The sequence below is a fragment of the Deinococcus sp. AJ005 genome, from assembly GCF_009017495.1.
Lineage (GTDB): Bacteria > Deinococcota > Deinococci > Deinococcales > Deinococcaceae > Deinococcus.
In genome coordinates this window covers 3265899-3286272 of sequence record NZ_CP044990.1, presented here as the reverse complement: position 1 = coordinate 3286272, position 20374 = coordinate 3265899, and the positions used below count along the sequence as shown (strand labels likewise).

Here is a 20374-nt window from a genome sequence, read left to right as displayed (position 1 = left end):
GCTCTTGCCGTTTGACGGTTTGACAGTCTGTTAGACGCCCTGCAACTCTTTGAGCCAGCCCAGCGTGTCCTCGGTGCGGCCCTCGGGGATGTATTCCAGACCCACGTAGCCCTCGTAGCCCAGGCGGTCCAGCTCGGCCAGCAGGAAGGGGTAGTTAATTTCCCCGGTTCCTGGCTGGTGGCGGCCCGGCACGTCGGCCAGTTGGATGTGGGCAATCCGGTCCAGGTTCTCGCGCACGGTCTGGGTCAGGCGGCCTTCCACGCGCTGCATGTGGTAAAAGTCGTACTGCAATTTTACGTTGTCGCGCCCGACTTCACCAATCAGATCCAGCGTGTTCTGCGTGCCATACAGGTAAAATCCTGGCACGTCGTAGGGATTCAGCGGCTCCACGATCAGCGTCAAGCCCGCGTCGCCCAGCTTGTCGGCGGCGTACTGAAGGTTGCCCACCACTGTTTTGCGGGTAATGACCTCGTCTGCCTCGGCTTTCCCGACAAGGACATTGACCAGTTTCGGTCCCTGAACGCCCTTGTACAGCACATCGGCGTAGATCAGCGCCTTCTCAACGCCAGCGCGGAACTCGTCCTGACGCCCCGGCTGCACGGCAATGCCACGGTCCCCGCCGGGCCAGTCGCCCGCAGGCAGGTTGAACAGCGCCTGCGTCTGCCCGTTCTGATCCAGCTTGGCGCGTAGTTCGGCAGCGTCATAGGGGTAGGGAAACATGTACTCGATGAACTTGAACCCAGCCTTGCCCGCCGCGTCGAAGCGGTCAAGAAAGTCGTGTTCCTGAAACAACATGGTGAGGTTGGCAGCGTATTTGGGCATAAAACTCCTTCGGAGGGGTCAAACCGTCTAACCGTCAAGCGGCAAGAGCTTTAATCTTTTGGCGGTTAGACGGTTTGACCTTTAGACGGTTTGACAGCTCTTAATCCAGCATCGCAATCGCCGTCGGCGCATCTTCCCGCGCGTCGGCCAGTTCTTCAAACTCCACCACGTTGTCCAGCTCGGTCCCCATGCTGATGTTGGTGACGCGCTCCAGAATGACTTCCAGCACAACCGGAACCTGGAACTTCTGGGCCAGCGCCTTGGCTTCTTCCAGCCCTTCCTTGATCTTGTCGGGGTGAGTGACGCGGATGGCGCGGCAGCCCAGACCCTCGGCCACAGCGACGTGGTCCACACCGTAGCCGTTCAGCTCAGGGGCATTGATGTTGTCAAAGGCCAGTTGCACCTGGAAGTCCATTTCAAAGCCGCGCTGCGACTGGCGGATCAATCCCAGGTAGCTGTTGTTGACCAGCACATGCACGTAGGGCAGCTTGAACTGTGCGCCCACGGCCAGTTCTTCAATCATGAACTGGAAGTCGTAATCGCCGCTGAGGGCCACCACGGTCTTGCTGCGGTCGGCGGCCACCACGCCCAACGCGGCGGGCATGGTCCAGCCCAGCGGCCCGGCCTGCCCCGCGTTGATCCACTGACGGGGCTGATAGACATGCAGGAACTGTGCGGCGGCAATCTGCGACAGGCCAATCGTGCTGACGTAGACGGTGTCGCGCCCGAAGGACTTGAGCATTTCCTCGTACACGCGCTGCGGCTTGATCGGAATGTTGTCGTAGTGCGTCTTGCGGAGCATGGTGCGCTTGCGCTCACGGCACTGCTCGGCCCATTCGCCGTAATCGGGAATCTTCCCTGCTTCCTTCCACTCGCTTGCCACTTCCACCAGCAGTTTCAGCGCCGCGCCCGCATCGGAGACGATGCCGTAATCAGGGCCGAACACGCGCCCGATCTGGGTGGGTTCGATGTCGATGTGGACGAACTTGCGGCCCTCGGTGTACTTCTCGACGCTGCCGGTGTGGCGGTTGGCCCAGCGGTTGCCGATGCCGTATACGAAGTCCGAGGCCAGCACGGTCGCGTTGCCGTACATCTGCGAGGTCTGAAGGCCAGCCATGCCTGCCATCAGCGCGTGATCATCGGGAATGGTTCCCCAGCCCATCAGCGTGGGAATCACGGGAATGCCAGTGATTTCGGCAAACAGCACCAGTTCGGCGGAGGCGTCCGCGTTTATGATGCCGCCGCCTGCAACGAGGAGGGGACGCTTGGAGGCAAACAGCAGTTCCAGCGACTTCTCGATCTGGGCACGGGTGGCGGCGGGCTTGTAGGGGGTCAGCGGCTCGTAGGTGTCGATGTCGAACTCGATCTCGCCCATCTGCACGTCGAAGGGCAGGTCGATATGCACGGGGCCGGGGCGGCCCGAACGCATGATGTGGAACGCCTGCTGGAACACGTAGGGGACCAGAGCGGGTTCACGCACGGTCACGGCCCACTTGGTCACGGGCTTGGCGATGCTCTCGATATCCACGGCCTGGAAGTCCTCTTTGTACAGGCGGGCACGCGGGGCCTGTCCGGTGATGCAAAGAATCGGCACGGAATCCGCGATGGCTGCGTACAGGCCAGTGATCATGTCGGTTCCGGCAGGGCCGCTGGTGCCGATGCACACGCCGATGTTGCCCGCTTTGGCGCGGGTGTAGCCGTCCGCCATATGCGACGCGCCTTCCACATGCCGCGCCAGAATATGCTCGATCCCGCCGAGCTTCTTCATCGCCGCGTATAGCGGGTTGATCGCCGCGCCGGGAACGCCGAAGGAGATATTGACCCCTTCCTTCTTCAAAACTTCCACCGCCGCTTCAATTGCTCTCATCTTCGCCATACGCCCTGCCTCCTGTGTGCTTGTTGACCACAGAATAAAACTTAGACGTCTATTTGTCAATCTATGGGAAAGAATTTCATGGTATAAAAATAGAGAGAGGAGTTGGGGCTGAGAGCGGGGCTACGGCAAAGTCAGTGATCTGGGGCGAACGGGCGGCGAGATGGAAGGCAAACCTCTCAGTCTGCTTCGCAGCCAGCTCCCCTTGAGGGGAGGCGCCCCGAAGGGGCGGACTCGCAGAGCTGCGGATTAGAGGGGTTAAGCGGGCAGGGCGTCCCCAAAACTTGTCGGTGTGGCGCTATTTGAGTTGCCCTGCCAACAAAAAAACGGCCCCGGTCTTATCCGCAGGGCCGTATCTTGTTCCGCAATATCAGCCCGTCAGGTGCTGACTTTTGCGCCCACTTCCTCTTCCGCCGCGCCCACTTCCAGATGTTCCACCAGTTTCATGGCGATTCCGGTCAGGACGCTCAGCTCCTCACTGGTCAGCACGCTCAGGGCCTGCTGCTCGCGCTCGATGTGCTGGGGCAGCAAGCGTTCCACCAGTTCGCGTCCCTGTGGGGTCAGGCGGACCAGGGCCGAGCGGCGGTCCTTCTCATTGACCATCCGCTCCACCAGTCCCTTGTCCAGCAGCCGCGTGACCCGGTTGGTCATGGACGGCCCGGAGATGGCGGTCAGATCGCTCAGCTCGGTGTGTGTCAGCCCCTGCGGCGGCGCGGAACGCAGCAGGGTGAGCAGCAGGTCCCAGTTGGAGGAATTGATGCCTTCCTCACTGTACGTCTGCTCGATATGCCGCGCAAAGGCGCTGCCCAGTCGGTCCAGCAACAGCCCGGTTAGCATGGGCGAGGCGTCTAACTCGGGCCGCACGCGATGCCAGTCCTGTTCAATCCGGTTAAGCAAGTTCGCCGTGTCCTTCGACAGTGAAAGGGGCGCGTCCCGCTCGTCGCTGGCTGCCGGGGTCATAGCGCATAGTTCCGGGAATCGGACGTGGAATGAGGGTCCATAGGGTGAAAATTGTAACCGCTGGATCACCCCCACGGCGGACGCTCCACTTTTTCACCACTGGAGACCCACCGAACGCCAACCCGACTGCCGCGTTACAGACGGAATCTGTAGGGTGCGCGGCCTCTTTTCGGCCCCAGCTTAGCGGGATGCACCCACAGCCCCTTAAAATAGGGGCATGAAAAAACGTGGCTGGGCAGGAGCAGGCTTGCTGACACTGGGGCTGCTGGGCGGACTGGGCGCGTGCAGCAGCGGCCCAGCCCAGACGGAGGGGGCGCAGCCCAATCCCCTGATCACTGGGCGTGTCTGGAACGTGGCCCATCAGGGCGGCGAGCTGCTGTGGCCTAGCAACACCATGCTGGCCTTCCACAATGCGGCGGCGCTGGGCGCGGACATGCTGGACACCGACATGCACGCCACGAAGGACGGCGTGCTGGTGCTGTCGCACGACGACACCCTGGACCGCCTGACCAACCTGAAGGGCAAGATCGAAGACATGACGCTTGAGCAGGTTCAGGCGGCGGACGCGGGTTACACCCTCTCGCCCGACGGCGGCCAGACCTTTCCCTTCCGGGGCCAGGGCGTGCGCGTTGCCACCCTGTCTGAGATGCTGAGCGGGTTTCCGAAGATGCCGCTGTCCATCGAGATCAAGCAGGTCACGCCCAGTCTGGGCATACCCTTCTGCAAGGCGCTGCGGGACGCCGGGGCCACCGCGCGCGTGGTGGTGTCCAGCTTCAGCGACGTGGCGATGGGCGATTTCCGCACCGCCTGCCCCGAGGTGCTGACCAGCATGACCGAGAAGGAACTGCGCCCGCTGGTGCTGCTGAGCAAGGTGGGCCTGAGTGGACTGGCCCCCGTCCCCGGTAAGTCGGCGCAGGTGCCGATGACGGGCGGTGGCCTCACCGTGGTCACGCCGTCTTTCGTGAAAGCCATGCACCGCCGGGGCGTGTCCGTGCAAGTCTGGACCATCAACGACGAGGCCACCATGCGCCGCCTGATCGGCATGGGCGTGGATGGGATTCTGACCGACGATCCAGTCTTGCTTAAGCGGGTGCTGGAGGAGGAAAAAGGAGCTGGGAAGTAATCTCCTGGCCCCTCTCTGTTCACAACCCGGTCTAGCCCCAGGTCACGGCTCCATACGTCTGCTCACGGGCCGGGCCGCAGGAGAAGATCACCACAGGGCAATTCACGGTTTCCTCGATCACGTCAAGGTACGCCTGGGCTTCCCTAGGTAGAGTGTCGCGGCTGTCTGCGCCGTCGGTGGTGGCCCAGCCGGGCATGTTTTTGTAAACAGGCTGGCCATCCGCGTCGTAGGCTGTGCAGACGGGAATGCTGTCCAGGCCCGCCAAGATGTCCATCTTGTTGATGACCAGACCGTCCAGGCCGTTCACGTCCACGGCGTATTTCAGCAGGGCCAGATCCAGCCAGCCCACGCGGCGGGGGCGTCCGGTGGTGGTGCCATACTCGTCCCAGGGCTGGCTGCCGTCGCCGCGCAGGCGCAGGACTCCTGCATCGTCCAGAACTTCGGTGACGAAGGGGCCGTGGCCGACGCGGGTGTTGAAGGCTTTGGCGACACCGTAGACCTTGTTCAGCGCCTTGTGGTTCACGCCCGCGCCCACCAAGATTCCGCCCACGGTGGGGTGGCTGCTGGTCACGAAGGGATAGGTGCCGTAATTCAGGTCCAGCAGGGTGGCCTGTGCGCCTTCAAACAGCACGTTGCGGCTTTCGGTGAGGGCCTGACGGAGTTGCGCCCCGGTGTCCTGCACGAAGGGCAGCAGCGCCTCGCGGGTGGGGGCCAGAGCGTCCAGGGCCACCTGCACCGAGGTCCAGCCCGCGTCGCGGGTGCTGTTGGGCTTGGCCTCCAGCAGCCGTTCGAGACGCTCGCGCAGCACGTTGTCGTCGGCCAGATCGCCGAAGCGCAGGCCCACGCGCCGGGCACGGTCCGCATAGGCCGGGCCAATGCCGCGCCCGGTGGTGCCCACGAAATCCTTGCGTCCATCCACGTATTTGTGGTGCGGTAAGACCAGATGCGCACGGTCACTGATCCGCAGTTCGGGGTCAATGCCCGCGTTCATCAGGTTCTGGCGCTCTTCTAGAAACTTGTCGGCGTCGATGACCATGCCGTCGCCCAGGATACTGACCGCGCCAGGATGCAGCACGCCGCTGGGCAGCAGATTGAGTTTGAAGGTCTGCCCCTTGGCAGTCACCGTATGCCCGGCATTCGCGCCACCCTGAAAACGCACCACGAATTCCGCCTGAGGGGCCAGGAAATCTGTGATCTTTCCCTTGCCCTCGTCGCCCCACTGCGCCCCTAAAATTGCAATTCCAGGCATCTCAGCCCCTCGGCCATGCGCGCAGACTTGCTTTTCCTTGCCTGCAACTGAACCCGGATATGGATTCAGGCGGCAAAAAAAAACACGGCGCACAGCACCGTAATTCAGCTTACCGGATAGGGGCGAGGGTGGGGTGAGGTTGTTTACTCGGCAGCATGACCAGGTTCACCGTTCTGATAATGCTCATGTGACTGGCTGGCGCTGCTAAAACCGGCAATAAATCCGGGCGTCCTGTGTCTGTCGCCTTTCGGCTTGAATGCTCCGCTTTCTACCGCCCAGTCGTAAGCTCCAATGTCCAACGGATAGGCGGTCAATGTGCCGCTGAGCCGATGCTGCCGAATCCACGTCTCTCCGAGTTTCCGGCTGGAAAACACACCTGCGGGAAATGAGCTGTTGTGACCCGTAAAAACCCAGACCTGTCCACTCATCTGCCTTCCCCCATCAGCGTCAGCACCAGCCGCCGCGCGCCGCCGTGATCGCGGTGTTCACACAGGTACACGCCCTGCCACGTTCCCAGCGCCAGCCGTCCATCCCGCACAGGCAGGCTCAGGCCCGCGCCCAGCACGCTGGCCTTGATGTGCGCGGCCATATCGTCGTCGCCTTCCAGAGTGTGTTCAAAGCTGGCCCAGCCGTCGGGAACGGCGTGGTTGAAATACCGCTCGAAGTCGCGCCGCACGTCGGGGCTGGCGTTCTCGCTGACGGTCAGACTGGCAGAGGTGTGCTGGATGAAGACATGCAGCAGGCCCACCCGAATCCCGGCGAGTTCGGGCAGGGCCGAGACCACCTCACGCGTGATCAGGTGAAAGCCGCGCGGGTGGGGCTTGAGGGTCAGGTCACGCTGGTGCCACATGCCTCCCAGAGTACGGCCCAGTTGCTACAGTCAGGCCCATCAGGGGGCAAACCATGAATGACGAACGGGAGAGGATTTTTACCGTCGAGGCCACGCCAGTCAAGTTCGGGCCGGGCGCGGCACTGGAAACGGGCTGGGAGTTGCGGCGGCTGGGTGCGCGGCGCGTGTTTTTTGTGGTGGACCCCGAAGTGCTGAGGCTGGGGCTGGCCGAAGCCGTGCTGAACAGCATCCGCGACGAGGGGATCGACGTGACCGTGTACTCGGACGTGGAGACCGAGCCGACGCTGGCGTGCTTTGAGCGGGCGGTGGCGGCGGCGCGTGAAGCCGATGCCGACGCCTTCGCTGCGCTGGGGGGCGGCAGCGCCATAGACATTGCCAAGGTGGCGAATCTGGTGGTCTCGGATGGGGGCGGGATCATGGAATACGTGAACGCACCTGTGGGCGGGGGCCGTCAGCCTGCGGGACCGTTGCGCCCGCTGCTCGCCATTCCCACCACCCCCGGCAGCGGCTCGGAGGCCACCACGGTTGCCATCCTGGATCTGCCGGAACTGCGGATCAAGACCGGTATCAGCCACCGCCGTTTGCGGCCCACACAGGCCGTCGTGGACCCGGAACTGACCCGCAGTGCGCCGTCTGCCGTGATCGCCTCGGCGGGGCTGGATGTGGTCTGTCACGCCGCCGAGAGTTTCCTGAGCCGTCCGTACACCAGCCGCCCACGTCCCGCCACCCCCGGCGAACGTCCGCCCTATCAGGGCAGCAATCCGGTGGCCGACTTGTGGTCTGCCCAGGCCATCCGTAACGGCGGCCAGTATCTGCGCCGAGCCGTGCAAGACGCGAACGATGAGGAAGCCAGAGGAGCAATGATGCTCAGCGCCACGATGGCGGGCGTGGGCTTCGGCTCGGCAGGGGTGCATATCCCGCACGCCTGCGCCTATCCGATTGCGGGCCTCAAGCACGAGTACCGCCACCCCGGCTATCCCGGCGATAAGAACTTCGTGCCACACGGCTTCAGCGTGATCGTCACCGCGCCCGCCGCCTTCCGTTTTACCTTTGACAGTGATCCAGCACGGCACATCCAGGCGGCCTCCATGCTGACCGGGCAGACATATGAACCGGATGACCGGGACGCCCTGCCCGACGCCCTACTCTCGCTGATGCGTGACATTCAGGCTCCACTCAGCGTCCGCACCTTTGGCTACGACGAATCCGATATCCCCGCGCTGGTGGACGGAGCGCTCAAGCAACAGCGGCTGCTGAATGTCGCCCCACGCACCCCCACGGCGGACGATCTGGCGCGGATTTTCACGGAGTCGATGGGGTAGGAGAACGTCTTTACTCCAACACGTCCAGCAACTGAATTTCCCCCGTTTGTGCCGGACCGTCGATGGTCAGCACTTCCAGGCGGCAGGGCAGATCGTCGCGGCCCAGCTCACGGGTCAGGTATTCCAGCGCGGCGCGGTGCATCAGCGCCAGCTTGCGCGGCGTGACACTCTCGGCGGCGCTGCCGTAGCGGGTCTGACGGCGCTGGCGGACTTCGGTGAAAATAAGCGTACCGCCTGAATCACAGGTGATCAGATCGATCTCACCGCCGGGAATGCGGTAGTTGCGCGCCAGAACCTCGCGGCCCAGGCCCAGCAGGTAGGCGGCGGCGCGGTCCTCGGCGTCTGCGCCTTTCAAGACCGGAGAACTGGCGTTAACCCAGCCACGCGGCCCAGCCTGTGAAGTCCGGCACGGCCAGCGTTGCGCCTGCTTCTAACAGCACTTCTCCAGGGGAGGTGGTGGTCAGTGCCACGACGCGGCAGCCTGCTCCGGCGGCGCTTTTGACCCCATTCACGGCGTCCTCGTGGGCCAGACAGTCGGCGGCGTTCAGGCCCAGCCGCTGTGCGCCCAGCAGAAAAGGCTCTGGGTGGGGTTTGCCGCGCGTGACATCCTCGCCCAGCACGCGCGTCCCAAAGCGTTCGCCCAGGCCCAGTGCCTTCATGCCGAATTCCACGTTCACGCGGTCTGCGCTTGTAACCAGACTGTAGGGAATGCCGCGCGCCGCCAGCACGTCCAGGTAAGCGCTGAGGCCCGCGACTTCCTGCATGTTTCCGGCGGCCAGATCGCGGTAACGCCCTTCCTTGGCCTCGTGGAAGCGGGAGGCCAGTTCGGCGTCTGGGTACTGCCCGGTCAGACGCTCGATGATTTCCGGGTTGCGTCCGCCGTCCACCTTGGTGTCCAGATCGTGTTCGCTGAGGTTCAGGCCCAGCACCTCGGCGGCCACCTCCTGCCACGCTTGACGGTGAAAGGCGTTGTTGGCGGTCAGCACGCCGTCCATGTCGAACAGCACGCCCGCCGGACGCCACGGCCAGCCCACTGCGCCCGTCTTCACGCTTCGGCTTCGGGGCCGTGGCCCAGTTCACTCAGCAGATCGCGGTACAGGCGGGCGGCGTCGGCGCGCACCTCGTCCAGTGTGGCGTCGTCGGACGAGAGTTCGAGGGCCGTTTCCAGTGCGGCTTCCAGCACGCCGGAATAGATCGGCCACCGGACGGGAGATTCTGTCTCTTCTCCCGGCAGCTCCGCCTCGCTGACGCCGTCTAGCGCCCGCATGGCCGATTCTGCGGCCAATCGCTCGGCGTCCTTCTTGCTGCGGCCCTCGCCGCCCACGCCCAGCACACGCCCGCTGGCGATCACCTGCACCCGGAACAGACGCTCATGCGCCGGACCGTGCGACACCGCCTCGAAGATCGGCGCGCCCTGCCCCTGCCCCACCAGCCGCGCGATCAGTTCACCCTTGGCATTCATGGCCCCAGACTAGGGCATAGCGTCTGGCAGGATGGGGCGCGTTAGCCTGGGCCATGCGTCCATTGTTGCCTTTGCTGCTCGTGACCTGTTGTGGCTGGGCAGGAGGTCTGGCCCTATCTGGTCTGGCCCAGTCGCCCGCGCCGCTGCCGGACAGCCCCATTCAGCCGGGCCAGGTCTGGACCCTGAGTGGCACGACGGCGGAAGGTGAGATGTTCCAGACCATCCTGCGCCTCAAACCGCAGCCGCCCAGTGGCACGCCCGCCACCTACCGCGCGGACCGGGGCGTCCTGCTGCTGGACCAGCAGAATTCATCCCTGATCGCCCTGGACTTCGCCGACGCACAGGACGGTGGACTGGCGCTGGCCTGCGCGTATATCGGCCCGCTGCGAGGAAAAGCATTTGAAGGCGTATTGGCCGCCGCCCCACTGGAAAACCTGCCCCCCTTGCTGGAAGCAGCCCTGGCCATCTTCAAGGTGGCCACAACCCCCGCAGACCGCGCCGAGGCCAGCGCCGAGTTGAAGCTGGGACGCTGCACCCTGACGCTGGAGCCATGAGCAACAAATTTAGCGCAGTTCTCCGAATTACGTCGCCGGAATAAAAGACTTCCGGCGACTCCATTCTGCGTCCTGCTCAGCAAAAGTCACTCGCTCCGCTCAGTCATAAAAAGACCATTTTTATGACAACTGCTCTAGATTCATAACTTTGGATGGAGAAAAACCGTCCATCAAAAGGCTGTTTCGCACGGTTCACGCCGAGGGCGGACTGCGGGTATGGAAAAGAAACTGATTCGCGACATGGACAGAAAAGTTCTCGGCGGCGTGGTGGCGGGGCTGCAACGCCTCTACGCTCCGCAGGTAGACCTGATGCTGTTGCGGGTGGTGGCGGCAGTGTTGGCCGTCTGCATTCCCCCGGTGATCGTGGCCTATGCCGCACTGTGGATCATTGCACCGCGCTCGGACCAGCGGCAGCTTCAGCCTGTGACGTAGCGGATAGGTAGAGTGCCACCGGGAGAGGACTGTCCGGTGGCGTTTTCCCAGCTATCCTGCTGGGTATGGCCCTACGCGGAACCAAGAAAATCGCCTTCGGCTGGTACGGCGGCAAGTTCAGCCATCTGGACTGGCTGCTGCCGTTGCTGCCGCCCAGCACGCACTACTGTGAACCTTTCGGCGGCTCGGCAGCGGTGCTGCTTAACCGCGCGCCCTCACCCGTCGAGACGTATAACGATCTGGACAGCGAACTGGTCAATTTCTTCCGGGTGCTACGTGAGGATAAGGGCGCGCTGATCGAGGCGATTGGCCTGACCCCTTTTTCCCGCGAAGAATTACGTGTGGCAACCATCAAACAGGCCGCAGAGCTGAGTGACCTGGAACGTGCCCGGCGGTTTTTTGTACGGGCGCGGCAGGTGCGGACGGGTCTGGCCCAGACCGCCTCTGAGGGGCGCTGGGCGCATTGTCTGCTGACCAGTCGGGCGGGCATGGGCGGGGCAGTGTCGCGCTGGCTGGGCAGTGTGGAAGGATTATCGGAAATCGTGCAACGGCTGTTGCGGGTCCAGATTGAAAATGCCCCAGCGCTGGAGGTGATTGCCCGCTACGACAGTCCAGAAACGCTGTTTTATTGCGATCCACCGTATTTGCACGGTACGCGCGGCGACGCAAAAGCGTATGGCTTCGAGATGACCGATGACGAACACCGCGCCCTGGCCGAGACGCTGCGCGGCGTGTCTGGCAAGGTGGCGATCAGCGGTTATGCGAGCAGCCTGTATGAAGAGTTGTACGTGGGCTGGAACCGGATCGAAGCACCCGCCCGCCAGATTCACAGCAGCAAGGGCGAGCGGGCCGAGGTGTTGTGGGTCAATTACGACGCGCCTATGACCGCCGCGAAGGAGGAAGAGGCGTGGCAGAACCCGCAGACCTCCTTGTTCGCGCAATAGAACTGGCGCTGAGCGGCGAGGTTCTGGCTGTGCCTGCCGAGGTTCAGGCTGACCTGCTGAGCGTGGCCCGCTGCCCTGGCAACCGCGCCCCCGCGAGGCTGGTGCTGGCCTGCGCACTGGCCAAAGCTCACCGCCCAGAACTGGACGCCACCGAGCCATACACAGAGATTCGCTCTGGTCACTCGTTTTCCGGGCGAACGTATGACGAGCGGTATCTGCCCGCGCTCATCGCCGCCCAGCGCCTACCGCTCAACAGCACCACTGCATTTCTGACGCCCACCCTGCGAAACATCAATATCCCGCTCCGTAGCGCTACACCCTTTGAAGGCCGCCCGCGTGAGGTTTACCGCAACGCCGCGCGGGTATTGGAAGGACTACAAGACGGTTCGGCGGCGGCGGAAGAAGTCCTGGCTTTCATGCTGCGTGAGTTGTTCGTCATGCGGGACGAGCGCGAGGTGGCGCTGTCAGCGGCCCTTTCCAGTTTGCCAGCCACGCCGCAAAACCTCTCCAGTGAGGATGTGCTGACGCTGCTGGAACAGCACCTCAAAAGCCGCAATGCCAGCCGCCTGCCCGTGCTGCTCGTTACGGCCCTTTACCGCACGCTCGGTATTCTGGCTGGCGAAGTGGCCCTGAGTCTAGGCGCTCACAACGCTGCTGACGCCCGAACGGGCGCTCTGGGCGATATAGAAATCGAGTTGCTGAGCGCTCCTGGCGTGCCCGCCACGGTTTACGAGGTCAAGGCCCGCGCCGTCAGCGTGAGCGATCTACAGATTGCGGTGGCAAAAGTCGCGGCTGTGGCTGCCCGGCCCTCGAATTACCTGTTCGTGACCACACACCCCATAGACCGTGAGGTCACCGAATTTGCCCGCACTCTGCATTCCCAGACAGGTGTGGAGTTTGCTGTTCTGGACGCCCTCAGCTTCGCGCGTCACCTGTTGCACTTCTTTCACCGTCAGCGGCTGGGCATTCTGGATGCTTACCAGGAACTGCTGTTGGCCGAGCCGTCCAGCGCTGTGCGGCCCGAACTGAAGGAGGCATGGCTGGCCCTGCGCCGTTCGGCAGAATCCTGATCATCCCGAACTAACCTTCCGCCCCCGCCCAGGCCGCCCGCAATGCCCCGTTCTCGGAGACGAAAGGTAGCCACGCCAGCGCGATCAGTGGAATGCTGACGTCTGCTGCTTTGGCACGGATTTCGACGCGCTCCAGCTCCCCGCCGGAGACCTCGCCCAGCGCGTCCACCTCGGCCTGAACCTGATTTTGCAGGTCCTGAAGCTGTTGCGAGACCTGCATAAATTCCGCCTGCGCCGCCTGCACGTCCTGCCCCTCGCGCATGGAGCGGCCCATGCCAGAGACGCCGCTGCGGAGGGCCGTCGTGCTGCGCCCGCCGCCAAACAGCGCGCCCAGCACGCCCACGCCCACATTCATGGCGGTCTGGAGCTGCGCCTGCTGTGCCTGTGCCTGCTGCTGCCCGACTTTCATTTGAACGCGTTCCAGCCGGGTTTGCAGGGTAGACACTTTGGTGGCGTATTTGGCCCGCAGCTTCTGCACCGCCGCGTCCCGCGCCTCGCGCCCGGCGTGGCTGGCCCGCACCCGAAAATCGCCCTCGGACTCGCCGGGCGAACTCATCACGCCGCTGGCCGGGTCCTGCCACAGCGTCAGCGGCTTGCTGGCGGCCACGTATTTGGCAGCCTCCTTGCTCCATCTGGCGTAGTTCTTGGCGTCCAGCAGCGGCGCAGGCAGTTCGGCAAATGTCGCGCCGTCTGCTGGGGTCTGTTCCAGCGTGGCCGGGTTGACGGGCAATTCCGCCGCATCGGTCCAGCTCACAGGGATCGGGCCATCGCCGACTTCCACGGCCAGAGGGAGAGTACCGCTCACCTCTACCCGCGCTTTCAGGTCGCTGTAACGCACGTTGGCCACCGCCAGTAGATGCGGATGGTACGTCACGCCCGTGTCGGTAGTGGGAATGTAGACCTCGGTGACGCCAGGGGGGAGAAGAGGTTTGGAGCCTGTCTGGGAGGCTATTGGAGCGGGCACTGGTGGCGCGGCGCTCGATTCCGTATTGCGCGGTGCATTCCCCTGCGCCAGCTTGCGAATCTGGCTCCCCGTGATCGGCCCGGCCAGATAGCTCATGGTCCAGCGCGTCGTGAACAGCGTGGGGCGAGCGTCGTGGACGTTGTGCATCAGAAAGACGCGTTTGCCCAGGCCCGACAGCAGTTTGTCCAGCTCGGCTTTGCTCATGGCCTCCTGCCCAGCGGACGCGCCCTGCAACGCCTCCAGCACGCGGGCCTTGTCGTTGTCGGTCTGGAGGCGGCCAATCATCCACGTTCCGGTGTTGCTTAGCCCTTTGTAATCCAGATCGACGGGGTTCTGCGTTGCCAATGTCACGCCCAGGCCAAAAGCGCGGGCCTGCTTGAGCAGCGTCAGCATCGGCGGTTTGCTGGGCGGGTTGCCGTTGGGTGGGAAGAATCCGGCGATTTCATCCATGTACAGCAGCGCCCGCAGGGAACTCGTCCCGGACTGCGTCCTCATCCAGCTCAGCACGGCATTCAGCAACATGCTCACGAAGAACATCCGCTCGGAGTCGTTCAGGTGGGCGATGTTCATGATCGATACGCGCGGCTTGCCCTCCGGCGTGAACAGGAAACGGCCCACGTCCAGCGGTTCGCCCTGCGTCCACACGGCGAAGCCCGGCGAGGCCAGCAGGTTGTTGAGGCCCATGGCGAGGTCAAAGCGGTCTTTGGGGGGGTAAAAGGCGTCCACGCCCATCACGCCGATCTGCGTGAACGGCGGGGTCTGGATTCCGGCGATCATTCCCGCCATGTCCAGGGTGCGGCCCTCGGCCCAGGCGTGCGAGAGCAGCGTGGACAGCAGCACATGCTCGCGCGAACGCAGCGGATCGGCGTCAATGCCCAGCAATCCCAGCAGGCCGCTCACAGTGCCGCCGATGCGCTCGCGCAGGGCGTCAGCGTCGTCCATGATTTCCGGCGGCGGGGCATCGAAGCCTTTCAACACGCTGATCGGGCGGCCCGCGCTGCTGCCGGGGGTGTAGACCGCGAAATCGGCCTTTTCCTTGAGGGTGCGGATGCGTTCGCCGCTCTGGCCCCAGTCGGCCAGCCCTTTTTGCCACATGGCCGCCTTCTGCGCGGCCAGCTCGTCCGGGGTGATGCCGCCGCGCGTGGCCTCGGATTCATCCACCCACGGGCGAAAATCGGCGGGCGCGAGGTCCGGGAAGGTCAGCAGCAGATTCGCCAGATCGCCCTTGGGATCGACGGCCAGCACCGGAATGCCGTCCATCGCCGCTTCCTCGATCAGCCCCAGCCCCAGCCCGGTCTTGCCGCTCCCGGTCATGCCGATGATGACGGCGTGGGTGGTCAGATCGGCACTGTCGTACAGCAGCAATTCATCGGTGACTGCCCCCGTACCGCCGTCCACTGCCTTGCCGAGGTAAAACGCGCCGAGCTTCTCGTAATCGGACATGCGGTCAGCATACGAGCATTTTTCAGGCGCGCAGCATGCTGGCCCACGGGCTGGACTGGTACGGATTCCGGGCATGGAGTGCGGGAATCGGTGCTGTCTCGATTTCCGTCGCATCACAGATGGAGTCCGTGTCAGAGAGGCGTCTTGCAACCCATGTCTTATGGCCGGGGTTTTTCCAGCTCCGATCACTCGTTTTACTCTCCTGCACGTCTGCTGCGCTGAGCCTGAAACTTTTATGGCAAGGCTTTTGCTGGCTGCGGATGTAGATTTCCTCCATGAAAGTCAACCCGACGCCTCTGGTCGTTTACGTTGATGTCGATGAAACGCTGATCAGAAATTACGGCAAGTCGCGTATCCCGATTCCGGCGGTGATTCGTCATGTGCGCGCTCTTTACGAGCAGGGAGCCGAACTCTATTGCTGGAGTTCAGGCGGCGCGGCCTACGCCCGCCAGAGTGCCAGAGAATGCGGACTGGAGGATTGTTTTCAGTTTTGCCTGCCGAAGCCGCAGGTGTTCATCGACGATCAGCATTTTTCCGACTGGAGGCGACTGGTACATGTCCTGCCCGTCGGCTGCGGTGATCAGACCATCGAGAACTACCGGCAGGCCCTTAAGCGTTGACCAGAGTTGCCGGTGAACCGGACACTTCCGGCAGGTCCCGCTTGTGGTCGTTGATCAAGCCGCCGCCCAGCAGGCGTGGTCCGTCATACAGCACGGCGCTCTGGCCGGGGGCGACGGCAAACTGCGGATCATCGAACTGGAGTTCAAAGCCGTTTTCGTCGGCGTGCAGCACCGTGGCGCGCACGGGCCTCGTGCGGTAGCGCACCTGCACATCCACCACGCGTGGCAGATCGGCCAGATCGCACAGGTAATTCGCGTCCGACACCTTCAGGCTGCCCCACAGGCAATCGTCGTAATCGCCCACCCAGACGGTGTTGGTCTTTGGGTCCAGATGGACGATGTGCCGAACCTTGTGCGACTGGTACAGGCCCATGCCACGCTTCTGGCCCAGGGTGTAGAACTGTGTGCCCAGGTGATCGCCCACGATCTCGCCGTTGCTGATCTCGCGGATAAAGCCTGTCGCCTGGGGCAGATGCTCGGCCACGAAGTCCTGCACCTTCCCCGGCACGAAGCAGATGTTCTGGCTCTCGGGCTTGCGGGCGGTCAGCAGGCCGCGCTCCTCGGCGATCTCGCGTACGCGGGGCTTTTCCAGCTCCCCAACCGGAAACAGGATGTACGGCAGCGCGTCACGCGGCGTGCCCCACAGGAAATAGGTCTGGTCCTTCTGCGGATCGTCGCCCCGGTGAAACTCCACCACATCGCCGTTATCGACGCGCTTGACGTAATGGCCCGTCGCCACGTAGCGGCAGCCCAGCATCTTGGCCTTCTTCACCAGTTCGTCGAACTTGACCTTGGTGTTGCAGTTCACGCAGGGATTGGGCGTGCGGCCCTGTGCGTATTCCTCGATAAACGGGCCGACGATGTGGCGCTGGAACTGCTCGCGGTAGTCCAGCAGGTAAAACGGGATGCCCACCTGTTCGGCCACGCGGCGGGCTTCATAGGCGGCGTCGGGCGAGCAGCAACTGTCGAAGGTGTCCGTGCGTTTGTCGTCGGGCCAGAAGCGCATCATCGCGCCCACCACGCTGTACCCGGCGTCTTTCAGCAGGGCCGCCGTCACGCTGCTGTCCACGCCGCCGGACATGGCGCACAGCACGCGCTCGCCCGTCTGGGCTGCGCCCGTGTTTCCCGCAGTTGCTGTCGTCAAGGCCGTCATAGCAATCATGGACATTATCAGTCTGGCTCCAACCTGTGTGGTGAGGCGAGCGGCAATTGCCCGGATCAGGCGGATCAAAAGCCGCCCGGTTCCCTTTTTTTCATGTGGACTGCACTATCATGTGTGGCATATGCCGTATACGATCCTCGTCGCCGACGATGAGCCAGCCATCCGCACCATGCTGGAAGTCATTCTGTCCGCCGATGGACACGAGATCGTGGCGGTGCCCGACGGCAAGGCGGCGCTGGAATACCTGCAAGACCACACCCCCGACGCCATGCTGCTGGACATCAAGATGCCGCACATGGACGGCTTTGAAATCTGCTCGCGCGTCAAGCGGGTCAAGCGGCTGCGCGGCGTTCCCGTACTGCTGCTGACCGGCTTCGACGACGATCAGACGCGCGACCACGCCAAGCTGGTGGGCGCGGACGACATCGTCTACAAACCGCTGTCCGGCAAGAACCTGCGCGGACGCATCAACCAGCTCGTCGCGGCCCGCCGCCCCTGACGGCCTTCAGCCGTTTTTTTACGAGGTTGTGTTCATGATCTTTTTTCTCCGTTTCCTGAAATTTCTGACCTCTCTCCTGATTGCCGCCCTGATCGCCGGGACGGGCGTGGCGGCCACCTACGGCCTGAAATGGTGGCGTGAGCTGCCCGATTACCGCCAACTGGATACCCTGTCGCTGGGCGCAGAGACCAAGGTTTTTGCCCGCGACAACACGCCGCTGGGCAGCCTGATTCCCAAGATCGGCGAGCAGGCCATCAGCCGCACGCTGGTCAATCTGGACGAGATCAGCCCCTTCATGGTGGCCGCGCTGGTCAGCAACGAGGACCGGCGCTTCTTCGAGCATTACGGCATCGATCCCTACGGGCTGGGGCGGCAGGTGCAGCGGCTGGCGGCAGGGGAGAGCGTGCAGGGCGGCAGCACCCTGACCAACCAACTGATCAAGAACACCCTATTGCTCGACGAGTACAACCAGGCCCGCACCCCGGACCGCAAGATCAAGGAGTGGTTGCTGAGCGTGCAGGTCGAGCGCAGCTTTACCAAGGCCGAGATTCTCCAGAACTACTTGAACACCATCTACTGGGGAGACGGCGGCCCCGTCGAACTGTACGGCATCTATTCGGCGGCCCAGGCGTATTTTCGCACCACGCCGGGGAACCTGACCCTGGCCCAGAGCGCCTACCTGACGGTGCTGGTGCCCAGTGCGGGCCGTTACTTTGACTACAAGGCCATGCGCCCCCTGATGAAGACCCTGCTGGGCCGCATGGTGGAAGACAAATGGATCACCCAGACCCAGATGGACGCGGCCCTCAAAGAGAATCTGCAACCGCGCGGCTGGCAGGTGCTGTATGACAAGGCGGGCAACATCACCAGCGCCAAACTGGTGGACCGCACCCAGAAAGAACTGAAGGCGGTGACCACCGTGCGTTATCCGCAGTTCATGGGACAGGTCGAGCAGGAACTGGTGCGCCGTTTTGGGCGCGAAAAGGTGTATGGCAGCGGGGGCCTGCGGGTGTACACCACCGTTGATCCCCGCATTCAGGCCGCCGTGGAAACCGCCAGCAAGGAAGCGCGCGGCCTGCCCCCCGGCGCGACGCTGGGGGCCACCATCCTCGACCCGTTTACCGGCGAGGTGCTGGGCATGATCGGGCAGAAGCTGTACGGGGACGCGCCGCCTGATGCCTGGAACAACGCCGCGCAGGGCCAGCGCCAGATCGGCTCTACCATCAAGCCGCTGCTGTACACCACCGCGCTGTCCACCGGATTGACCCAGGACCACCGCGAGGACGACAAACCGATCACCTTCCCCTGCGCCACCTGCAAGAACGGTGTCTACGCGCCCCAGAACTTCGAGAGTCAGACCAGTTACCGCAGCATGACCATCCGTGAGGCGCTGGACCGCTCGCTGAACCTGGTCACCGTGCGGCTGGCAGACCGGATCGGGTTGCAGACCTTCTTCGGCAAGCTGCGGCAACTGGGCATTCCGCCCAATGACGGCACTGGGCTGGCGGCGGCGCTGGGCGCGGTGGAGACCACCCCGGTCAAGATGGCGGCGGCCTACGCCCCCTTCGCCAACGGCGGGCTGTACCGCGCGCCCCGTTACCTGACGCGGGTGACCACGGCGCGCGGCGAGGTGCTGTATGACGACACCCTGAACCCAGTCAAGCCGGTGCGGGTGTGGACGCCGCAGATCGCGTGGCTGGGCCTGGACATGATCAAGGGCGTGGTCAACGATCTGAACGAGGCGCAGGGCGGTCTGTCCTGGGGAGCCAAGTTCGGCGACTGGCCGGTGGCGGGCAAGACCGGGACCAGCAACGGTCCCAAGGACTTCTGGTTCGTGGGCACCACGCCCCTGTACACCGGAGCCGTGTGGGTGGGCAAGCAGCAGGGCGGCGACATGCCCACCTACTACTATTCCGGCTATGTCAATGCCCCGATCTGGCGGCGCATGATGGAACTGGCGCACAAGGGCCAGACCGTGCGCGCCTTCAGCGAACCCCCTGGCATTCTGTACGCCGATGCGCCGGACCCCGGTTACCTGCCCAATGTCAAGCTGGCCGTGCTGGACCCCAATTACCGCGACGCCGCCGACACGGCCCTGCAAAACGACACCCCGCCCCCCCCGGTCAAGTACACCGAATCCCGTTACACGGCGGCGTACAACGATCCCAACACGGTGTTGATTGATGTGGACCGCACCACCAACCAGCAGGCCACCGAGTTCACCCCGCCGGAAAACATCGTGCAGCGCCGCGTGTACATTGAGCAGTTGCCCGCCTATGCCCCCGACGACAGCCCCGCCCCGCTGACCGACGAGAAGCCTGATCCCGCCGCCGTGAAAGCCGTGAAGAATCAGAGCGCTGTGCCGCAGATTCCGGCGCCGGAACAACCGACCCCAAAGCCAGCCGCCCCCTGACCTTCCGGCTGCCTGAACAGGGTTGCCTCCCAAGCTGTCCTCACCGCCCCGTCATGCAACCTGATGGGGCGGCGCGGCATGATGCTGGGCATGAGCCACCGACATGCCCCCCTGCTGACGCTGCTCCTCGCGCTGGGGACGGTGCCCACCCTGAGCAGCGCCGACGCCCGCGTGAGGTTGGGAGATGCGCTGCCCGCCCACCCCTGGCAGGCCAGCGCCAATGCGGAGGGCCGCGAGGTGGTGGTGGTTTACAGCCACGACTGCGGCGATCTGGGGGTGCTGTGGCAGGCGGTGATGGATAGCGATCTGCCCGTGCGGGCCGTGAACGCGGAAGGCACGCCCTCGCCCGCCCCGGCAGGTGTGAACCCCTGGCGCGGCGACGGGGCCACCGCCTTCGCCCGCGCCCTGAAAGTGAGCGCCTACCCCACCGTGCTGCTGGTGCAGGGAGACCGTATTCTGAACGCCTGGGAAGGGGATTTCACGGGGAAGTTGGAGTAGGAGGGTGGGGCTGCACGGCGGTGCGATTGTCGACGCTTTGATCGTATGCCTGAGCGCGAGCAGCCGGAAGATGAGGAGCGGAATTATTTAATTTGGGAAGGAGTGGCTATCTGT

21 protein-coding genes are annotated in these 20374 nt (G+C 63.8%); 10 read left to right on the top strand and 11 right to left on the bottom strand.

Translation table 11 applies throughout. The annotated features are described in order from the left end of the window. Window positions 1-30: 30 nt before the first annotated feature. From otnI to DAAJ005_RS17790, 3 genes are all read right to left on the bottom strand, one after another. Window positions 31-822, bottom strand: a complete 792-nt coding sequence (gene otnI, locus DAAJ005_RS17800; RefSeq protein ID WP_151848267.1) for a 2-oxo-tetronate isomerase — start codon at window positions 820-822, stop codon at window positions 31-33. 100 nt (window positions 823-922) lie between these two features. Further along, a complete protein-coding gene (gene gcl, locus DAAJ005_RS17795; RefSeq protein WP_151848266.1) occupies window positions 923-2698 on the bottom strand; it encodes a glyoxylate carboligase in 1776 nt (591 codons plus the stop codon). A 375-nt stretch (window positions 2699-3073) separates the two neighbouring features. Beyond that, the gene (locus tag DAAJ005_RS17790; protein WP_151848265.1) at window positions 3074-3655 is read right to left on the bottom strand and encodes a MarR family winged helix-turn-helix transcriptional regulator; all 582 of its coding nucleotides are present in this window, start codon (window positions 3653-3655) and stop codon (window positions 3074-3076) included. 217 nt (window positions 3656-3872) lie between these two features. Here DAAJ005_RS17790 and DAAJ005_RS17785 point away from each other — a divergent pair, with 217 nt between their 5' ends. Further along, window positions 3873-4778 (top strand): glycerophosphodiester phosphodiesterase, encoded by a 906-nt coding sequence (locus DAAJ005_RS17785; RefSeq protein ID WP_151848264.1) that lies wholly within the window; start codon window positions 3873-3875, stop codon window positions 4776-4778. A 31-nt stretch (window positions 4779-4809) separates the two neighbouring features. Here the strand turns inward: DAAJ005_RS17785 and DAAJ005_RS17780 are convergent, their stop codons facing one another. From DAAJ005_RS17780 to DAAJ005_RS17770, 3 genes are all read right to left on the bottom strand, one after another. Continuing rightward, complete coding sequence (locus DAAJ005_RS17780; RefSeq protein ID WP_151848263.1) at window positions 4810-6027, bottom strand: adenylosuccinate synthase; 1218 nt, start codon at window positions 6025-6027, stop codon at window positions 4810-4812. 143 nt (window positions 6028-6170) lie between these two features. Next, window positions 6171-6455 carry a hypothetical protein gene (locus DAAJ005_RS17775; RefSeq protein WP_151848262.1) on the bottom strand — a complete coding sequence of 95 codons (285 nt, stop codon included), beginning with the start codon at window positions 6453-6455 and terminating at the stop codon, window positions 6171-6173. Next, window positions 6452-6877, bottom strand: a complete 426-nt coding sequence (locus DAAJ005_RS17770) for a secondary thiamine-phosphate synthase enzyme YjbQ (RefSeq protein ID WP_151848261.1) — start codon at window positions 6875-6877, stop codon at window positions 6452-6454. The genes DAAJ005_RS17775 and DAAJ005_RS17770 overlap by 4 nt, the downstream gene beginning before the upstream one ends. A gap of 53 nt (window positions 6878-6930) precedes the next feature. Here DAAJ005_RS17770 and DAAJ005_RS17765 point away from each other — a divergent pair, with 53 nt between their 5' ends. Further along, a complete protein-coding gene (locus DAAJ005_RS17765) occupies window positions 6931-8199 on the top strand; it encodes a hydroxyacid-oxoacid transhydrogenase (RefSeq protein WP_151848260.1) in 1269 nt (422 codons plus the stop codon). A gap of 10 nt (window positions 8200-8209) precedes the next feature. Here DAAJ005_RS17765 and DAAJ005_RS17760 read toward each other — a convergent pair whose 3' ends face one another. Genes DAAJ005_RS17760 through DAAJ005_RS17750 form a run of 3 tightly spaced genes read right to left on the bottom strand, consistent with a single transcriptional unit; the run spans window position 8210 to window position 9661 of the window. Further along, entirely contained in the window at window positions 8210-8554 is a 345-nt protein-coding gene (locus DAAJ005_RS17760; protein WP_151848259.1) for a YraN family protein, read from the bottom strand. A gap of 16 nt (window positions 8555-8570) precedes the next feature. Beyond that, a complete protein-coding gene (locus DAAJ005_RS17755; protein WP_151848668.1) occupies window positions 8571-9194 on the bottom strand; it encodes an HAD family phosphatase in 624 nt (207 codons plus the stop codon). A 50-nt stretch (window positions 9195-9244) separates the two neighbouring features. Continuing rightward, window positions 9245-9661, bottom strand: a complete 417-nt coding sequence (locus tag DAAJ005_RS17750) for a putative dsRNA-binding protein (RefSeq protein ID WP_151848258.1) — start codon at window positions 9659-9661, stop codon at window positions 9245-9247. 53 nt (window positions 9662-9714) lie between these two features. On the opposite strand from DAAJ005_RS17750, the gene DAAJ005_RS17745 reads away from it, so the two are divergent. The 4 genes from DAAJ005_RS17745 to DAAJ005_RS17730 all read left to right on the top strand — a co-directional run bounded on the left by DAAJ005_RS17745 (window position 9715) and on the right by DAAJ005_RS17730 (window position 12661). Then, on the top strand, window positions 9715-10215 hold the full coding sequence (locus DAAJ005_RS17745; RefSeq protein ID WP_151848257.1) for a hypothetical protein: 501 nt from the start codon (window positions 9715-9717) through the stop codon (window positions 10213-10215). A 216-nt stretch (window positions 10216-10431) separates the two neighbouring features. Next, window positions 10432-10647 (top strand): PspC domain-containing protein, encoded by a 216-nt coding sequence (locus DAAJ005_RS17740; protein WP_151848256.1) that lies wholly within the window; start codon window positions 10432-10434, stop codon window positions 10645-10647. 65 nt (window positions 10648-10712) lie between these two features. Continuing rightward, a complete protein-coding gene (locus tag DAAJ005_RS17735; RefSeq protein WP_151848255.1) occupies window positions 10713-11591 on the top strand; it encodes a DNA adenine methylase in 879 nt (292 codons plus the stop codon). Continuing rightward, window positions 11555-12661, top strand: a complete 1107-nt coding sequence (locus DAAJ005_RS17730; RefSeq protein WP_151848254.1) for a DNA methyltransferase — start codon at window positions 11555-11557, stop codon at window positions 12659-12661. The genes DAAJ005_RS17735 and DAAJ005_RS17730 overlap by 37 nt, the downstream gene beginning before the upstream one ends. 10 nt (window positions 12662-12671) lie before the next feature. Here DAAJ005_RS17730 and DAAJ005_RS17725 read toward each other — a convergent pair whose 3' ends face one another. Then, window positions 12672-15068 (bottom strand): ATP-binding protein, encoded by a 2397-nt coding sequence (locus DAAJ005_RS17725; RefSeq protein ID WP_151848253.1) that lies wholly within the window; start codon window positions 15066-15068, stop codon window positions 12672-12674. Window positions 15069-15343: 275 nt separating this feature from the next. Between DAAJ005_RS17725 and DAAJ005_RS17720 the strand changes: the two genes are divergently transcribed. Further along, complete coding sequence (locus DAAJ005_RS17720; protein WP_151848252.1) at window positions 15344-15688, top strand: DUF705 domain-containing protein; 345 nt, start codon at window positions 15344-15346, stop codon at window positions 15686-15688. Here DAAJ005_RS17720 and mnmA read toward each other — a convergent pair. Then, on the bottom strand, window positions 15678-16841 hold the full coding sequence (gene mnmA / locus DAAJ005_RS17715; RefSeq protein WP_192930979.1) for a tRNA 2-thiouridine(34) synthase MnmA: 1164 nt from the start codon (window positions 16839-16841) through the stop codon (window positions 15678-15680). The genes DAAJ005_RS17720 and mnmA overlap by 11 nt on opposite strands. A gap of 130 nt (window positions 16842-16971) precedes the next feature. Here mnmA and DAAJ005_RS17710 point away from each other — a divergent pair, with 130 nt between their 5' ends. The 3 genes from DAAJ005_RS17710 to DAAJ005_RS17700 all read left to right on the top strand — a co-directional run bounded on the left by DAAJ005_RS17710 (window position 16972) and on the right by DAAJ005_RS17700 (window position 20260). Continuing rightward, entirely contained in the window at window positions 16972-17349 is a 378-nt protein-coding gene (locus DAAJ005_RS17710) for a PleD family two-component system response regulator (RefSeq protein ID WP_192930820.1), read from the top strand. Window positions 17350-17383: 34 nt separating this feature from the next. Beyond that, entirely contained in the window at window positions 17384-19762 is a 2379-nt protein-coding gene (locus DAAJ005_RS17705) for a transglycosylase domain-containing protein (RefSeq protein ID WP_151848249.1), read from the top strand. 90 nt (window positions 19763-19852) lie between these two features. After that, a complete protein-coding gene (locus DAAJ005_RS17700; protein WP_370519743.1) occupies window positions 19853-20260 on the top strand; it encodes a penicillin-binding protein in 408 nt (135 codons plus the stop codon). Window positions 20261-20374: the final 114 nt, after the last annotated feature.

Bases quoted from the DNA above. Each gene is read 5' to 3' on its own strand.
- DAAJ005_RS17770 (WP_151848261.1), bottom strand. From the start codon at position 6,877: ATGTGGCACCAGCGTGACCTGACCCTCAAGCCCCACCCGCGCGGCTTT.
- DAAJ005_RS17780 (WP_151848263.1), bottom strand. From the start codon at position 6,027: ATGCCTGGAATTGCAATTTTAGGGGCGCAGTGGGGCGACGAGGGCAAG.
- otnI (WP_151848267.1), bottom strand. From the start codon at position 822: ATGCCCAAATACGCTGCCAACCTCACCATGTTGTTTCAGGAACACGAC.
- DAAJ005_RS17755 (WP_151848668.1), bottom strand. From the start codon at position 9,194: ATGGACGGCGTGCTGACCGCCAACAACGCCTTTCACCGTCAAGCGTGG.
- DAAJ005_RS17705 (WP_151848249.1), top strand. From the start codon at position 17,384: ATGATCTTTTTTCTCCGTTTCCTGAAATTTCTGACCTCTCTCCTGATT.
- DAAJ005_RS17700 (WP_370519743.1), top strand. From the start codon at position 19,853: ATGAGCCACCGACATGCCCCCCTGCTGACGCTGCTCCTCGCGCTGGGG.
- DAAJ005_RS17720 (WP_151848252.1), top strand. From the start codon at position 15,344: ATGAAAGTCAACCCGACGCCTCTGGTCGTTTACGTTGATGTCGATGAA.
- mnmA (WP_192930979.1), bottom strand. From the start codon at position 16,841: ATGACGGCCTTGACGACAGCAACTGCGGGAAACACGGGCGCAGCCCAG.
- DAAJ005_RS17735 (WP_151848255.1), top strand. From the start codon at position 10,713: ATGGCCCTACGCGGAACCAAGAAAATCGCCTTCGGCTGGTACGGCGGC.
- DAAJ005_RS17725 (WP_151848253.1), bottom strand. From the start codon at position 15,068: ATGTCCGATTACGAGAAGCTCGGCGCGTTTTACCTCGGCAAGGCAGTG.
- gcl (WP_151848266.1), bottom strand. From the start codon at position 2,698: ATGGCGAAGATGAGAGCAATTGAAGCGGCGGTGGAAGTTTTGAAGAAG.
- DAAJ005_RS17765 (WP_151848260.1), top strand. From the start codon at position 6,931: ATGAATGACGAACGGGAGAGGATTTTTACCGTCGAGGCCACGCCAGTC.
- DAAJ005_RS17790 (WP_151848265.1), bottom strand. From the start codon at position 3,655: ATGACCCCGGCAGCCAGCGACGAGCGGGACGCGCCCCTTTCACTGTCG.
- DAAJ005_RS17750 (WP_151848258.1), bottom strand. From the start codon at position 9,661: ATGAATGCCAAGGGTGAACTGATCGCGCGGCTGGTGGGGCAGGGGCAG.
- DAAJ005_RS17775 (WP_151848262.1), bottom strand. From the start codon at position 6,455: ATGAGTGGACAGGTCTGGGTTTTTACGGGTCACAACAGCTCATTTCCC.
- DAAJ005_RS17785 (WP_151848264.1), top strand. From the start codon at position 3,873: ATGAAAAAACGTGGCTGGGCAGGAGCAGGCTTGCTGACACTGGGGCTG.
- DAAJ005_RS17740 (WP_151848256.1), top strand. From the start codon at position 10,432: ATGGAAAAGAAACTGATTCGCGACATGGACAGAAAAGTTCTCGGCGGC.
- DAAJ005_RS17745 (WP_151848257.1), top strand. From the start codon at position 9,715: ATGCGTCCATTGTTGCCTTTGCTGCTCGTGACCTGTTGTGGCTGGGCA.
- DAAJ005_RS17710 (WP_192930820.1), top strand. From the start codon at position 16,972: ATGCCGTATACGATCCTCGTCGCCGACGATGAGCCAGCCATCCGCACC.